This is a genomic window from Streptomyces sp. NPDC001700 (assembly GCF_053596435.1).
In genome coordinates, this window is sequence record NZ_JBSFGE010000012.1 from 154,153 (window position 1) to 167,729 (window position 13,577).

Below are 13,577 nucleotides of genomic sequence, written 5' to 3' on the forward strand. Positions count from 1 at the left end.
CTTGGGCGGTACGTCAGCGTCAGGCGCCACGCAGGGTGGCGCCGGTGCGGTCCGCCGCCACGGCCACCGCCGCGTCGCGGGCCACCGCGATCTCATCGGCGGTCAGGGTGCGATCCGGCGCGCGGAAACGGAGCGCGTACGCGAGGGACTTCTTGCCCTCGCCGAGCTGCTCGCCGGTGAAGACGTCGAACAGGCGCAGGGATTCGAGCAGTTCGCCCGCCCCCTCCCGCAGCGCCTTCTCGACGTCGGCCGCCGCGGCCGAGTCGTCCACCACGAGGGCGACGTCCTGGGTGGCCACCGGGAACGTGGACACACGCGGCGACGTCACCGCGCCGCCGCCCGCCCGCTCCAGGCGGTCCAGCTCGATCTCCATCGCGCAGGTGCGCTCCGGGAGGCCGAGCGCCTTGGTCACGCGCGGGTGCAGCTCGCCCGCGTTGCCGACGAGGATCTCCTCGCCGTCGACGACGGCGAGCAGCGCGGCGCAGCGGCCCGGGTGCCAGGGGTCCTGCTGGTCCTGGCGGACGATCAGCTCGACGCCCGCCTCGCGGGCCACGGTACGGCCCGCCTCGACGGCGTCGGCCCAGCTGACCGGGGTGCCCTGGCCCCACCAACCGGCCTGCTGCCGGTCGCCCGCGAGGACGGTGGCGGCGCGGCGCGGCTGGCTCGGGAGGGCGGCGTCGAGCTGGGCGATCTCCTCGTCCGTCGGCCGGTGGTCGACGGGGAGGCGGACGGCCGGGGGCTCGTCGCCGGTGGCGCGGAAGACGAGGCCGGTCTCGAAGAGCGCGAGGTCGTGCTCACCGCGCCCGGCGTTCCGCCGCAGCGCGGCGAGCAGCCCGGGCAGCAGGGTGGTGCGCAGCGCGGGCTCGGCGTCGGAGAGCGGGTTGACCAGGCGGACCAGGTCGCGCCGGGGGTCGTCGGCGGCGAGACCGAACTGGTTCAGCACCTCCTCGCCGATGAACGGGTAGTTCAGCGCCTCGACGTACCCGGCCCCGGCCAGCGCCCGGCCGACCCGGCGGTGCAGCCGCTGACGCTCGGTCAGCCCACGGCCGGAGGGCGGCTGCGGCAGGGTGGCGGGCAGGTTCTCGTAGCCCTCCAGCCGGATGACCTCCTCGGCGAGGTCGTTCGGGTCGCGCAGGTCGGGCCGCCAGCTGGGCACGGTGACGGTGAGGTCGTCCGCGCCGTAGACGTCGCAGCCGATCTGCTGGAGGCGCCGGACGACGGTCTCGCGGCCGTACGCGACGCCCGCGACCCGGTCCGGGTGGTCGGCGCGCAGCGTGATGGTGTGCGGGGCGCTGGGCGAGAGGATCTCGGTGACGCCCGCCTCGGCGGTGCCGCCCGCGAGCAGCACCAGCAGGTCGACGGTGCGCTGCGCGGCCGCGGAGGTGGCCTCCGGGTCGACGCCGCGCTCGAACCGCTTGGACGCCTCGGAGGACAGCTTGTGGCGGCGGGCGGTGCGGGCGATCGAGACCTGGGCGAAGTGCGCGGACTCGATGACGACCTCGGTGGTGCGGGCCGCCTCGGTGGCGTCGGCGATCTCGGTGTTGGCGCCGCCCATGACACCGGCGAGGCCGATCGGCCCGCTGTCGTCGGTGATGACCAGGTCCTCGCCGTCCAGGACGCGCTGGGTGCCGTCGAGGGTGGTGAGCTTCTCGCCCGGCTCGGCGCGGCGCACGCCGATCGCGCCGGTCACCCGGGAGCGGTCGTAGGCGTGCAGCGGCTGGCCGATCTCCAGCATCACGTAGTTGGTGATGTCGACGGTGAGCGAGACGGGCCGCAGGCCCGCCTTCTGCAGCCGCCGCTGGAGCCAGATCGGCGAGTGCGCCTCGGGGTCGATCCCGGTGACCGTACGGGCGGTGAAGCGGTCGCAGCCGACCGGGTCGGCGACCTTGACCGGGTAGCCGTGGCTGTTGGGCGCGGGCACGTCCAGCAGGGCCGGGTCGCGCAGCGGCAGTTCGTACGCGGTGGCGGCCTCGCGGGCGATGCCGCGCATCGACAGGCAGTAGCTGCGGTCGGGGGTGACCGCGATGTCCAGGACCTCGTCGACGAGCTGCAGCAGCTCGATCGCGTCGGTGCCGACCTCGTACTCCGGCGGCAGCACGATGATGCCGCCGCTGCCGTCGTCGCCCATGCCCAGCTCGTCGCCGGAGCAGATCATGCCGTGCGAGGTCTTGCCGTACGTCTTGCGCGCGGAGATCGCGAAACCGCCGGGCAGTTCGGCGCCGGGCAGGACGACGACGACCTTGTCGCCGACGGCGAAGTTCCGGGCGCCGCAGACGATGTTCTGCTGCTCGCCCGTGCCGTTGGCCTGGCCCACGTCCACCTGGCAGTAGCGAATGGGCTTCTTGAACCCCTCCAGCTCCTCGATGGCCAGCACCTGGCCGACCACCAGGGGGCCCTTGAGACCGGCGCCGAGCTGCTCGACCGTCTCGACCTCAAGGCCGGCGGCGACGAGTTTGGCCTGCACGTCGCGGCCGGTCTCACCGGCCGGCAGGTCGACGTACTCCCGCAGCCACGAAAGCGGGACCCGCATCAGATCTCCATCCCGAAGGGCCGGGTGAAGCGCACGTCACCCTCGACCATGTCTCGCATGTCTTCCACGTTGTGCCGGAACATCAGCATCCGCTCGATGCCGAAGCCGAAGGCGAACCCGCTGTACTTCTCCGGGTCGACGCCGCAGGCGATGAGCACCCGCGGGTTGACCATGCCGCAGCCGCCCAGCTCGATCCAGCCCTCGCTGGAGCAGGTGCGGCACGGGCGGTCCGGGTTGCCGACGGACTCGCCCCGGCACACGTAGCACCGCATGTCCATCTCGGCGGACGGCTCGGTGAACGGGAAGAAGTTCGGTCGCAGCCGGGTGGTCATGCCCTCGCCGAACAGCGCCCGCACCATGTGGTCGAGCGTGCCCTTGAGGTCGGCCATGGTCAGGCCCTCATCGATGGCCAGCAGCTCGACCTGGCTGAAGACGGGGGTGTGGGTGGCGTCCAGCTCGTCCGTGCGGAACGTGCGGCCCGGGCAGATCACATAGATCGGCGGCTTCCGCTCGATCATCGACCGGATCTGCACCGGCGAGGTGTGGGTGCGCAGCACCACCCCGGACGGCTCGTCCTTCTCGGCCCCCCGGACGAAGAACGTGTCCTGCATCTCGCGGGCCGGGTGGTCCGGCGGAAAGTTGAGCGCGTCGAAGTTGAACCACTCCGCCTCGACCTCCGGGCCCTCGGCCACCTCGTAGCCCATGGCCACGAAGACGTCCTCGATGCGCTCGGAGAGCGTGGTGATCGGGTGGCGGGCCCCGGCCGGGGTGCGGTCGTACGGCAGTGTGACGTCCACCGCCTCCTCGACCAGCACCCGGGCGTCGCGCTCCGCCTCCAGCTGCGCCTGCCGGGCCTTCAGGGCCTGGGTCACCTGGCCACGGGCCTGGCCGACGCGCTTGCCCGCGTCCGCCTTGGCGTGCGGCGGCAGGGCGCCGATCTCGCGGTTGGCGAGGGCGAGCGGCGAGCGGTCGCCGGTGTGGGCGACCTTCACCTCGCGCAGCGCTTCGAGATCCCCCGCGGCGGCGATGGCGTCCAGCGCCTCGTCCCGCATCCGGGCGATCTCTTCCGGTTTCAGTGCCTCGACCTCGACAGGGTCGTACGACTTATTGGGTGCCGACATCTCTTCCCGTGTTTCGTTGCTGGCTGCGCGACCCCACTCGACCGCTGCGACGCTTGCTACCACGAGCGACCGCAGAGGGACGCCAAAGGTGCCAAGGCCCGAGTCTAAGGGGCGCGGGGTGTCCGCTGTTGCGCGGGAAGCCCGTGGGGACGGTCAGGCCAGATAGGCCGGGGTGCCCACGGGCAACGTAAATCGGAACTCGGCGCCGCCCCCGGCGGCCCGTCCGACGGTGATCGCCCCGCCGTGCGCCTCGACGATGCCCTTGACGATGTAGAGCCCGAGGCCGGTGCCGCCGCGCTTGCTGCCCCGCCAGAAGCGGGTGAACACGCGGCTCATCGACTCCTCCGGGATACCGGCGCCTTCGTCGCTCACGGTGATGGCGGTCCTCTCCACGATCGGGCCGTCCGCCGCCGGGCGGTGCGGTGCGGGGGCCACCTCGATGGTGACGGTTCCCTCGCCGTGGCGCACCGCGTTTTCCAGCAGGTTGCCCAGCACCTGGTCGATCTTGTCCGGATCGGCCCACAGACCGGGCAGCGGGCCCCGCACCTTGATCAGGAACCGCTCGGCCGTCTGCCCGGCCGCGCTGAGCGCCTGCACATGGCGGCGCACGGCGGCCGCGGCGTCCACCGGCTGACGGCGCACCTCCAGGCGGCCGGAGTCGATCCGGGAGATGTCCAGCAGCTCGGCGATCAGGCGGGTGACGCGGTTGGCGTCGGAGTCGACCGTCTCCAGCATCAGCCGCTTCTGGTCGTCGGTGAACCGCTCCCACTTCGCCAGCAGCGTGGCCGTGAAACCTTTCACGGAAGTCAGCGGGGACCGCAGCTCATGCGCCACGGTCGCGATCAGCTCGGCGTGGCTGCGCTCGGTGCGCCGCCGGGCCTCGGTACCGCGCAGAGAAACAACGAGGCGGCGCACGGGTCCGGTCGGCCGCTCACGTACGTAACGGGCCGAGACCAGGACCTCGTGGCCGCCGGGCAACAGCAGATTGCGCTCGGGCTGGCCGACGCGGGTGGCCAGCCCTCCGTACGGATCGGTCAGCGCCCACCAGCGCCGGCCGTCCAGGTCCTCTAACGGGAGCGCGCGCTCCAGCCGCTGGCCGATGGCGTCCGCCGGGCGGATGGCGGTGATGCGGGCCGCCGCCGCGTTGAAGCAGGTGACGTGGCCCGTCTCGTCGGCGACCACCAGGCCGTCGGGCAGATCGTCCGGGTGCAGGCCGAGCGCGGCCAGCGCCTCGTACGGGTCGTGCGCCCTCGTGCTGGGCTCCGCGCCGGGGCTCGGCAGCGTCCGTCCGGGCGCGTGGGCATCGGCAGCGGCCGCCCCGGCGCCGGAGGTCCTGACGTCCATCCCCACACCCCCTCCTGGGCCTCGTGTGGGGGCAAACCCTACTAGGTCCCGGTCACGGAACGGCACCCTGTGGGAGCGCGCTGCGCACGAGCGGAGGCGTAGAGGCACACGGCGGCGGCCGTCGCGAGGTTGAGGCTTTCGGCTCTGCCGTGGATCGGAACGCGCACCACCTCGTCCGCGAGTGCGCGGGTAGCCTCCGGGAGGCCCCAGGCCTCGTTGCCGAAGATCCAGGCGGTGGGCGCGCCGAGCCGCTCGTCGTCCAGCTCCTCGTCCAGATCGCGCTCCCCCGCGCCGTCCGCCGCGAGCACCCGCGCACCGGCCGTGCGGAGGCCGTCGACGGCCTGCTCCACGGGGACGCCGGTGACCACCGGGAGGTGGAAGAGCGAGCCCACGGAGGCGCGCACCGCCTTGGGGTTGTACGGGTCCACGGAGGCGTCCGTGAACACGACCGCGTCCGCCCCGGCGGCGTCCGCGCACCGCAGCACGGTTCCGGCGTTGCCCGGGTCGCGGACGTTCGCCAGCACGGCGACCAGGCGGGGGCGGGCCCGCAGGACCTCCTCGAACGGCGAGTCCAGGAAGCGGCAGAGGCCGACGATGCCCTGGGGGGTGACCGTGTCGGACATCTCCGCGATCACCTCGTCGGAGGCGGTCAGGACCGGGATGCGGGCGGCGTGGGCGGCCTCCACGATGGCGGTGTGGCGGTCCGCCGCCTCGGGGGTCGCGTACACCTCGACCAGGTGCGCGATGGCCTCGCGGACGGCCTGCGGGCCCTCCACGATGAAGCGGCGCTCCTTGCCGCGGAAGCTGCGCTTGGCGAGCCGTCTGGCCGCGGTGACGCGCGGCGATCGCAGGGACGTCAGCTCGGGGGTCGCCATGGGGTGCGCCTTCGTGTGTCGTGCGGTGTGGTGGTGGGTGCGGGCGGCTTCTTCCCCCACCCCGCCCCTTCCCGAAACCGGGAGCAGGCCCCCGGACCCCGGGTCTCGCTGCCGGGTGCGGGCCGGTGGGTGGCGTTGCGCCGCAACCCCGGTTGTGGGCAATCGTTCCGCCGGGGGGCACCTCCCAGCGGTAGCTGGGGGAGGAACGGGTGGGCACAACCGGGCCACCGGGCCGCACCCGGCGACGAAACCCCAGGGGGCACCGGCGGAGGCCGCACCCGGCGACGAAACCCCAGGGGGCACCGGCGGACGCCGCGCCCGGCGACGACGGCCGCAAGGCGGCAGGGGCGCCTACACGCGCGGACCCGCAGGTGCACAGGGCACCTGCGGGTCCGTCGGCGTGAGGTCAGGCCGCCTTGGGGGCGTTGACGTCGCTCGGCAGCGCCTTCTGCGCCGCCTCGACCAGCGCGGCGAACGCGTTGGCGTCGTTGACCGCGAGGTCGGCGAGGATCTTACGGTCCACCTCGATGTTGGCGGCCTTCAGACCCTGGATGAAGCGGTTGTACGTCATGCCGTTGGCGCGGGCAGCGGCGTTGATGCGCTGGATCCACAGCTGCCGGAAGTCGCCCTTGCGCTTCTTGCGGTCGTTGTAGTTGTAGACCAGAGAGTGGGTGACCTGCTCCTTGGCCTTGCGGTACAGGCGGGAGCGCTGGCCCCGGTAGCCGCTGGCCTGGTCGAGGATCGCCCGGCGCTTCTTGTGGGCGTTGACTGCCCGCTTGACGCGTGCCACTTGTTTAACTCCTTGTACGGGGCCGCGGTTGACTCACACGGCCCGGAAACGAATAGGTCCCGGTCGGCCTGACGCGCGCCCCGCCGGTTCGGCGGGGCGGGTGCGTCACTTGCCGAGAAGCTTCTTGATCTTCTTGGCGTCGGCGGGGGCCATCTCGGTCTTACCGGCCAGGCGACGCGTCAGCGTGGACGGCTTGTGCTCGAGAAGGTGGCGGCGACCGGCGCGCTGGCGCATGACCTTGCCGGAGCCGGTGACCTTGAAACGCTTGCTGGCACCGCTGTGCGTCTTGTTCTTCGGCATGTCGCCGTTCACTCCTCGTCGGAGGCGCTGTCCGGGCGGCCGGAGGCGCGGCGGGTACCGCGGTCCGGCGTACGGAAGCGTCCTGTGTTTCGGTTGGTGTCCGGGACCCGGCAGAGTCCCGTACGGGTGGGCGGTCGAGGCTCGCGCCTCGTGGTCACGCCTCGGCGGGCTCCTCGGCGGGCTCCGTGGCGGTCTCCTCCGCGTGGCCGACACCCTGGCGCTCGGCCTTGCGGGCGGCCTGGGCCTCACGGGCCTCGGCCATCGCCTCGGTCTTCTTCTTGTGCGGACCGAGAACCATGATCATGTTCCGGCCGTCCTGCTTGGGGTTGGACTCCACGAAGCCCAGGTCCTGGACGTCCTCGGCGAGCCGCTGCAGCAGCCGGAAGCCGAGCTCCGGCCGGGACTGCTCACGGCCGCGGAACATGATCGTGATCTTGACCTTGTCGCCCTGCTTGAGGAACCGGACGACGTGACCCTTCTTGGTGTCATAGTCGTGCGGGTCGATCTTCGGCCGGAGCTTCATCTCCTTGATGACCGTGTGCGCCTGGTTCTTGCGCGCTTCACGGGCCTTCATAGCCGACTCGTACTTGAACTTTCCGTAGTCCATGAGCTTGCAGACCGGCGGGCGAGCGTTCGCCGCCACCTCGACGAGGTCGAGGTCGTACTCCTGCGCAAGCTCCAGGGCTTTGGCAAGCGGCACAATGCCGACCTGCTCGCCGCTGGGACCGACGAGTCGCACCTCGGGGACGCGAATCCGGTCGTTGATGCGGGGCTCGGCGCTGATGGATCCTCCTCGGTTGCACCACGCGACCGCCTGGCGGACTGCCGCGTTACGTCTGTATAGAGACCACCGAGCCGAGAAAACACAAAATGCCCCGGACGGTACACATGCGGGGCTCCTCACTGACCGGGAGCACCGCCGCGATGTCACCGCGGGGCGCAGCCTGACCGATGACCTGCCGACCTGAGGTCGGGAGGTGGGAGTGCGGAGCCTCCACTTGTGGGCCGGACACGCGAGTGACCGGCCGGTCGTTTATCTACGATACCAGGACCCTCGCGGGATGCTCACCCGGCGGTCGCCGGGCAGCGGCCGGGGGCTCGTCGTCCATGTCACACACCCGGTTCCCCCGACCGGTACGAGCGGTCCTCGAGCGGCGTCCTAGGGTGGAGCCCATCATCCACCAGGAAGCGAGCCTTCGACCACCATGAGCGACGCCAACAGCGGGCAGCCGACCCCCGACTTCGACCGTATGACCCGTGACATCGCGGACGTACCCGCGGTCGAGGTGATCACGACGGTCGCGGTGCACCTGATGAGCGCCGCGGCGGTGAACCTGGGGCTGGCCGAGGAGGGCCCGCAGCACAAGGACCTGGACGAGGCGCGCAAGCTGATCAGCGCGCTCGCCGGTCTCATCACGGCGAGCGCCACCGAGATCAGCTCCTTCCACGCGGCCCCGCTGCGGGACGGCCTCAAGTCGCTTCAGCTCGCCTTCCGCGAGGCGTCGGCCGTCCCGGACGAGCCGGGGCAGGGGCCGGGCGAGAAGTTCACCGGCCCGGTCTACCCGTAACCGGGCCGGTCACTCCGTAAGGCCCCGGGTCACGCCGCCTCCGGGCCCTTCGCCTCGGGGCCGCCCGCCTCCGGGCGGTGCCCGCCGCGCATCCGGCCCCACGGGCCGGGCCGTGGCTCGGTGGCCTGCTCCTCGGCCTGGGCCGCCGGGCGGAGATGGGTGAACCGGTGGACGACGGCCGCGAGCACCCCGCCGACCAGGGGCGCGATCAGGAACACCCACAGCTGGGAGAGCGCCCCGCCGCCCGCGAACAGCGCCGGGCCCAGGCTGCGCGCCGGGTTGACGGACGTCCAGGTCAGCGGGATGCCGACCAGGTTCACGGCGGCGAGCGCGAGCCCCACCGGCACCGGTTCGATCCCGGTCATCGTCAGCTTCTGGGTCACCGTGAGGAAGACGAAGACCAGCAGGAACGTCAGCAGCACCTCGGCCAGGAACGCCCCGCCCGCGCCGATACCCACCGGGGAGCGGCCGCCGTAGCCGTTGCTGCCGAACGCGTCGTCCGTGCGCAGCCTCGGCACCTGCTTGGCGAGCAGATAGAGCACGGCGGCGCCGACGATCCCGCCGACCAGCTGCGCGATCCAGTACTCGGCGGCCTTGCGGATGTCGATCCGCCCGGCCAGCAGCACGCCCAGGGTCACCGCCGGGTTGATGTGGCAGCCCGAGATGCGGCCGAACGCGTAGGCGATCGCGATGAGGATGAAGCCGAAGGCGAGCGAGATGCCGACGGCGTTGATGTAGTCGCCCGCCAGAACCAGGGAGCCGACCCCGAAGAGGACCAGCAGCGCGGTTCCGGTGAACTCCGATACGACCGTTCTCGTCTCCATGGCGTTCTCCTCGCATCGCTCGGACCGCCAGTTGCCCTATGCATTGTGGGGCGTATCGGGGGATTTCGCCTGCCGGTGACCGCTCCGCCGCAGGTCAGCGGTGGTTTCGGCGGGGCCTGCGTCAGCGGCTTCAGCGGCTGAAGAGGGGTTCCCCGGGCACCGTCGCGTCCGGCGGCAGCAGCGCCAGGTTCAGCCCGCGCACCAGCCGGGCCCGCAGCGTCTCATCGGCGGCCAGCGCGCCCGCCACCCGCTGCGCCGTCTCGCGCGCCGGGGCGTGCGGGGACAGGGCGAGCGCCAGCATGCCGTCGGCGTCGGCGGCCGGGGCCAGATGGGCCCGTACGACCTCCGGTTCGGCGGCCAGTACGGTCCGTACCGCCTCGGCGACCGCGGGGTCGGCCAGCGGGTCGGCGCTGGTCCGGCCCTCGGCGAGGGCGAGCAGGGCGGGCCCGGTGAGCTGGTACGGCACCGGTCCCGCGAGGTCCAGCACCACGGTGTCCGCCTTCTCGTGCGCGGCCGCCTCCAGCGCCTGCCGCAGCGGTACGGCGACGGGGCGGGCGTCCGGGCGCCAGCGCGCCAGGGTCTCCAGCGAGGTGAACGCGGGCAGGGCGCGGCGGCCGCCGGGCGCCTCCAGCGTGGGCACGGCCATGTCACTCGTCTTCTCGCGGCGCAGCCCGTCGGGCCCTTCCTCGACCTCGCCGAGCAGGGCGACGACGGGCACGAGCAGCCGCGCCTCGGTGAGGGCGGCCAGCACCTCGGGTTCGGCGGAGCGGTCGTCGGCCCAGGCGGCGAGCGCCGCGGTCAGGCGGGCGTCGGCGGAGCCGTCGTCGCCGGAGAAGCCGGGGTCGGGAATGTTCTTGAGCGCCACTCCACGAGGGTATCGGGGCCGCCGTGAGGTCTTTCTCATGGGTTGTTCATCACCTTGGCCCCCGTCGCGCGGGTGGGCCGTCTAGCCTCGCCCCTCATGGAGAACGACACGTCCGGGGGGATGTCTGGGGGGATGGGGACGGACCGGGGCCGCGGCCCCGGTCGAAGAGCGCGCCGCCCGGCCGTGATCGCGACCGTGACGGCGCTCGCGGCGACCCTGCTGGGGTGCGGGGCGGCCACCGATACTCCGGCGAAGGCCCAGCTGCGGCCGAGCGCCGGGCCGCGCTGTGCGGCGGGCGACATCCAGGGAGGCGGCGTGGAGCGGGTGACCGGGGCCGTGACGCCCGAGGCGGCATCGGCGGCACCGCCCGCCGCATCGGCCCGTACGCTCCGTACGGCGCTCACGCACGCGCTGGCCCCGGTGACGCGCGACTGCGACGGGGAGTTCGCGGTGGCCCTCCTGGACACCCGGTCGGGCGCGAGCGCGTCGTACGGGAACCGCGCGTACGACACGGCGAGCATCGTCAAGGTCGGCATCCTCGCGTCGCTGCTGCTCAAGGCGCAGGACGAGCGGCGCGGGCTGACCGCGAAGGAGCGCGACGCCGCCACCGTGATGATCGAGCACAGCGACAACAAGGCGGCGACCGCCCTGTGGAACGTGATCGGCGGCGCCGACGGCCTCGACGCGGCGCAGCACCGGCTGGGTCTCACCCGCACCCACGGCGGCCGGGCGGGCCTGTGGGGGCTGACCCGGACCACCGCCGCGGATCAGCTGAAGCTGCTGCGCGCGGTGTTCGGTGACGGCTCGGCGCTGAACGCGGACTCCCAGGCGTACATCCGGAAGCTGATGGGCCGGATAGCCAGCGGCCAGGACTGGGGCGTCTCGGCCGCCGCCGACGCGGGCGCGGGCACCCGCCTGAAGAACGGCTGGCTGCCGCGCAGCACGACCGGCCTGTGGGACGTCAACAGCATCGGCCAGGTCACCGCGAGCGGGCACACCTACCTGGTGGCGGTGCTCTCCGACGGCAGCAAGAACATGAACACCGGCGTGGCCCTGGTGGAACAGGCCGCCCGAGCCGCCGTAGGCGCGGCCACCGAGCTGCGGGCGTAGCGGCGGCCAGCGCGTTCGGATGGTGCTCAGCGGGCCGTGAAGCGGCGCAGGGTGCGGGGGGTGGGGAGGGGGCCCTTGCCTCGCCATAGGGTTATCGCGGCTGCCACCAGGGCCGCACCGGCGAGGGCCGCGAACAGGGCCGTCTCGTTGAGGCCGGACTTGTCGTCGGAGGTGCCGGTCAGGGTGGGGCCGGAGCCGAAGAAGCGGCGGGAGGACGACGCGGCGGCGGGTTGCTGGGGTTCGGGTTTCATCGTCTTCGCCGCCTTGAGGGCGGCCGCCGCGTCCACCACGCCCGCGCCCAGCTCTTCGCTGTGGCCGCCGGAGGGGCGGCTTCGGGCGGTCTGTTCCAGCAGCTGCCGGACCTGGCGTGGGCTCAGGTCGGGGTGGGCGGAGCGGATGAGGGCGGCGGCGCCGGAGACGAACGCGGCAGCGGCGCTGGTGCCCCAGCCCTCGTAGTAGCGCTTGTCGGGGTCGGCTATGACCACGTCGACGCCGGGCGCGGCGACGGTGGCGTACCAGCGGCGGGTGGAGAAGGCGGCGCGGTTGCCGTAGCGGTCGACGGCGGTCACCGCGATCACGCCGGGGTAGGCGGCCGGGTAGGAGACGCGGTCGCCCTTGTCGCCGCCGTTGCCCGCGGAGGCGACGACGACGGAGCCCTTGCGCAGCGCGTACTGCACGGCGGCGTCCTCGGCGGGCTCGGGGTGGGCCGAGGCGCTGTCGTCGCCGAGGGACAGGTTGATCACGTCGGCGCCGTGGTCGGCGGCCCAGCGGATGCCCTTCGCGAGCGCGAAGCCCCGGGAGCTGCGGGCCTTGGCGCGCTGCGGGTCGCCGTCCTCCAGGATCACCCGCACCGGCAGGATCTTGGCCTTGGGCGCGACGCCCATGACGCCCTCGTTGTCGCCCGCGCCGTGGCCGCTGGCGGCGACGATGCCCGCCATCGCGGTGCCGTGGCGGGCCCAGGGGCGGTCGCCGCGCTCGGCGCCGAAGCCGATGAGGTCCTTGCCGGGCAGTACCTGTCCCTTGAGGTCGGGGTGCTGGTCGTCGACTCCGGTGTCCAGGACGGCGACGGTCGTGCCCGCGCCCTGGGTGGTCTGCCACGCCTGGCGGGTGTGGAGGGCGTCGAGCGCCCACTCCTGGGCCTGGATGCCGTCGGCCTGCGCGGGGGTGACGGGTATCAGGGTCAGCCCGGCGGCGGCGAGGCTCACGGCGACGCGCCGCGCGGTCCTCATGAGCCGCTCCCCTGCTCGGGGGTGCGGGACAGGGCGCGGCGGAAGGCGTCCTCGGTCGCGTCGGCGATGCCGCGGGCGTCGTTGCCGAGGCCGGACTGGGCGGGGGCGGAGGTCGCGCCGCGCCGGGTCGCCTCGTCCGCCGACTGCGGGTCGGTGACCTTACGGCCGTCGGCGAAGCCGGAGACCGAGAAGATGACGGCGGGGGCGTCGGTCAGGACGCGGATGCGCCAGCTCGCCCGCTGGTCGTCGCCGAAGCGGGCGGCGGCGGTGCCCTTCCCGGCGTACGGACGGGGCATCAGGTCGGTGCGTTCGGCCAGCTTGTCGGCGGTGAAGCGCTCCCGCAGGGCCTTCATCCCGGCGGGGTCGGCCGAGGTGATCAGCAGGCCCACGGTGGTGACGCTGGTGCTGGTGGCGTCGGTGTAGGTGGCGCGCAGCAGGCGTTCGCAGCCCACCGGGGAGAGCGCCTTGGTGAGCAGCGGGTCGAAGCCGCCGCCGCAGCTGCTGTCGGGGGCGACCGCGATCCGGGTCCAGAGGCGGTCGGCGCCGCCGGGTCCTTCGCCCTTGCCGCGCAGGGTGCGGGGGAAGAGGTCGTCCACCGGGGCGCTGTGCCAGGCGGCGCGCGCGGTGGCGTAGTTGTCGGCGGTCGAGGGCGCCGTATCGGGGCTGTCGCCGAGCCAGGTGCCCGCGGCGGCGCCGCCGAGCAGTCCGAGGCCGAGGACGAGGGCGACGGCGGCGGCCACCGTGCGGCTGCGCGGGCGGTGGTGGCCGGTTCCGGCGCTCGGCGCGGTGGCGGGGCGCGGCGGGGCGCCGGGCGGCGGCGGCAGGCGGGTCGGGTCGGCGTCGGGGGCGTACCGGCCGCCGGGACGGCCGGTGTTCCTTGCGTGCGGGCCGGTGTCGCGTCCGCCCCGGGTGGCGCCCCGGGGGAAGGGGACCTTCGCCGGGGCGCCGAACACGGGGGTGTCCGGGTCAGGTACGAAATCGGGGGAGCCGAAGCCGGGCGGCCCGACACGCGGTGGCGGGC

At 73.4% G+C, this 13,577-nt stretch carries 14 protein-coding genes; 2 read left to right on the plus strand and 12 right to left on the minus strand.

The features are described from left to right. Positions 1-19: 19 nt before the first annotated feature. The 8 genes from pheT to infC all read right to left on the minus strand — a co-directional run bounded on the left by pheT (position 20) and on the right by infC (position 7,744). Positions 20-2,530: a phenylalanine--tRNA ligase subunit beta gene (pheT, locus tag ACWC5C_RS23235; protein ID WP_450878093.1), complete on the minus strand. Its 2,511-nt coding sequence runs from the start codon at positions 2,528-2,530 to the stop codon at positions 20-22. Continuing rightward, positions 2,530-3,651 (minus strand): phenylalanine--tRNA ligase subunit alpha, encoded by a 1,122-nt coding sequence (gene pheS / locus ACWC5C_RS23240; RefSeq protein ID WP_450878095.1) that lies wholly within the window; start codon positions 3,649-3,651, stop codon positions 2,530-2,532. The genes pheT and pheS overlap by 1 nt, the downstream gene beginning before the upstream one ends. Positions 3,652-3,804: 153 nt before the next feature. Continuing rightward, complete coding sequence (locus ACWC5C_RS23245) at positions 3,805-4,995, minus strand: sensor histidine kinase (protein ID WP_450878097.1); 1,191 nt, start codon at positions 4,993-4,995, stop codon at positions 3,805-3,807. Positions 4,996-5,036: 41 nt separating this feature from the next. Continuing rightward, the gene (locus ACWC5C_RS23250; RefSeq protein ID WP_450878099.1) at positions 5,037-5,870 is read right to left on the minus strand and encodes a TrmH family RNA methyltransferase; all 834 of its coding nucleotides are present in this window, start codon (positions 5,868-5,870) and stop codon (positions 5,037-5,039) included. Between the two features lie 406 nt (positions 5,871-6,276). Beyond that, positions 6,277-6,660: a 50S ribosomal protein L20 gene (gene rplT, locus ACWC5C_RS23255; RefSeq protein WP_385442683.1), complete on the minus strand. Its 384-nt coding sequence runs from the start codon at positions 6,658-6,660 to the stop codon at positions 6,277-6,279. 105 nt (positions 6,661-6,765) lie between these two features. Beyond that, complete coding sequence (rpmI, locus tag ACWC5C_RS23260) at positions 6,766-6,960, minus strand: 50S ribosomal protein L35 (RefSeq protein ID WP_385442681.1); 195 nt, start codon at positions 6,958-6,960, stop codon at positions 6,766-6,768. Between the two features lie 8 nt (positions 6,961-6,968). Continuing rightward, positions 6,969-7,118, minus strand: coding sequence for a hypothetical protein (locus ACWC5C_RS23265; protein WP_450878101.1), 150 nt, complete (start codon positions 7,116-7,118; stop codon positions 6,969-6,971). After that, a complete protein-coding gene (infC, locus tag ACWC5C_RS23270; protein WP_450878285.1) occupies positions 7,115-7,744 on the minus strand; it encodes a translation initiation factor IF-3 in 630 nt (209 codons plus the stop codon). Before infC ends, ACWC5C_RS23265 begins: the two co-directional genes overlap by 4 nt. A 421-nt stretch (positions 7,745-8,165) precedes the next feature. Between infC and ACWC5C_RS23275 the strand changes: the two genes are divergently transcribed. Then, the gene (locus tag ACWC5C_RS23275; RefSeq protein WP_385442679.1) at positions 8,166-8,528 is read left to right on the plus strand and encodes a DUF1844 domain-containing protein; all 363 of its coding nucleotides are present in this window, start codon (positions 8,166-8,168) and stop codon (positions 8,526-8,528) included. A gap of 29 nt (positions 8,529-8,557) precedes the next feature. On the opposite strand, the gene ACWC5C_RS23280 is transcribed toward ACWC5C_RS23275, so the two are convergent. Both ACWC5C_RS23280 and ACWC5C_RS23285 read right to left on the minus strand, forming a co-directional pair. After that, the gene (locus tag ACWC5C_RS23280) at positions 8,558-9,352 is read right to left on the minus strand and encodes an MIP/aquaporin family protein (RefSeq protein ID WP_450878103.1); all 795 of its coding nucleotides are present in this window, start codon (positions 9,350-9,352) and stop codon (positions 8,558-8,560) included. Positions 9,353-9,482: 130 nt separating this feature from the next. Next, on the minus strand, positions 9,483-10,217 hold the full coding sequence (locus ACWC5C_RS23285) for an SseB family protein (RefSeq protein ID WP_450878105.1): 735 nt from the start codon (positions 10,215-10,217) through the stop codon (positions 9,483-9,485). A gap of 132 nt (positions 10,218-10,349) precedes the next feature. Between ACWC5C_RS23285 and ACWC5C_RS23290 the strand changes: the two genes are divergently transcribed. Beyond that, positions 10,350-11,327: a serine hydrolase gene (locus ACWC5C_RS23290; protein ID WP_450878107.1), complete on the plus strand. Its 978-nt coding sequence runs from the start codon at positions 10,350-10,352 to the stop codon at positions 11,325-11,327. 26 nt (positions 11,328-11,353) lie between these two features. Here the strand turns inward: ACWC5C_RS23290 and mycP are convergent, their stop codons facing one another. Together mycP and ACWC5C_RS23300 are read right to left on the minus strand one after the other, a co-directional pair. Beyond that, on the minus strand, positions 11,354-12,556 hold the full coding sequence (gene mycP, locus ACWC5C_RS23295; RefSeq protein WP_450878109.1) for a type VII secretion-associated serine protease mycosin: 1,203 nt from the start codon (positions 12,554-12,556) through the stop codon (positions 11,354-11,356). Continuing rightward, complete coding sequence (locus ACWC5C_RS23300) at positions 12,553-13,509, minus strand: hypothetical protein (protein WP_450878111.1); 957 nt, start codon at positions 13,507-13,509, stop codon at positions 12,553-12,555. The genes mycP and ACWC5C_RS23300 overlap by 4 nt, the downstream gene beginning before the upstream one ends. Positions 13,510-13,577 lie beyond the last annotated feature (68 nt).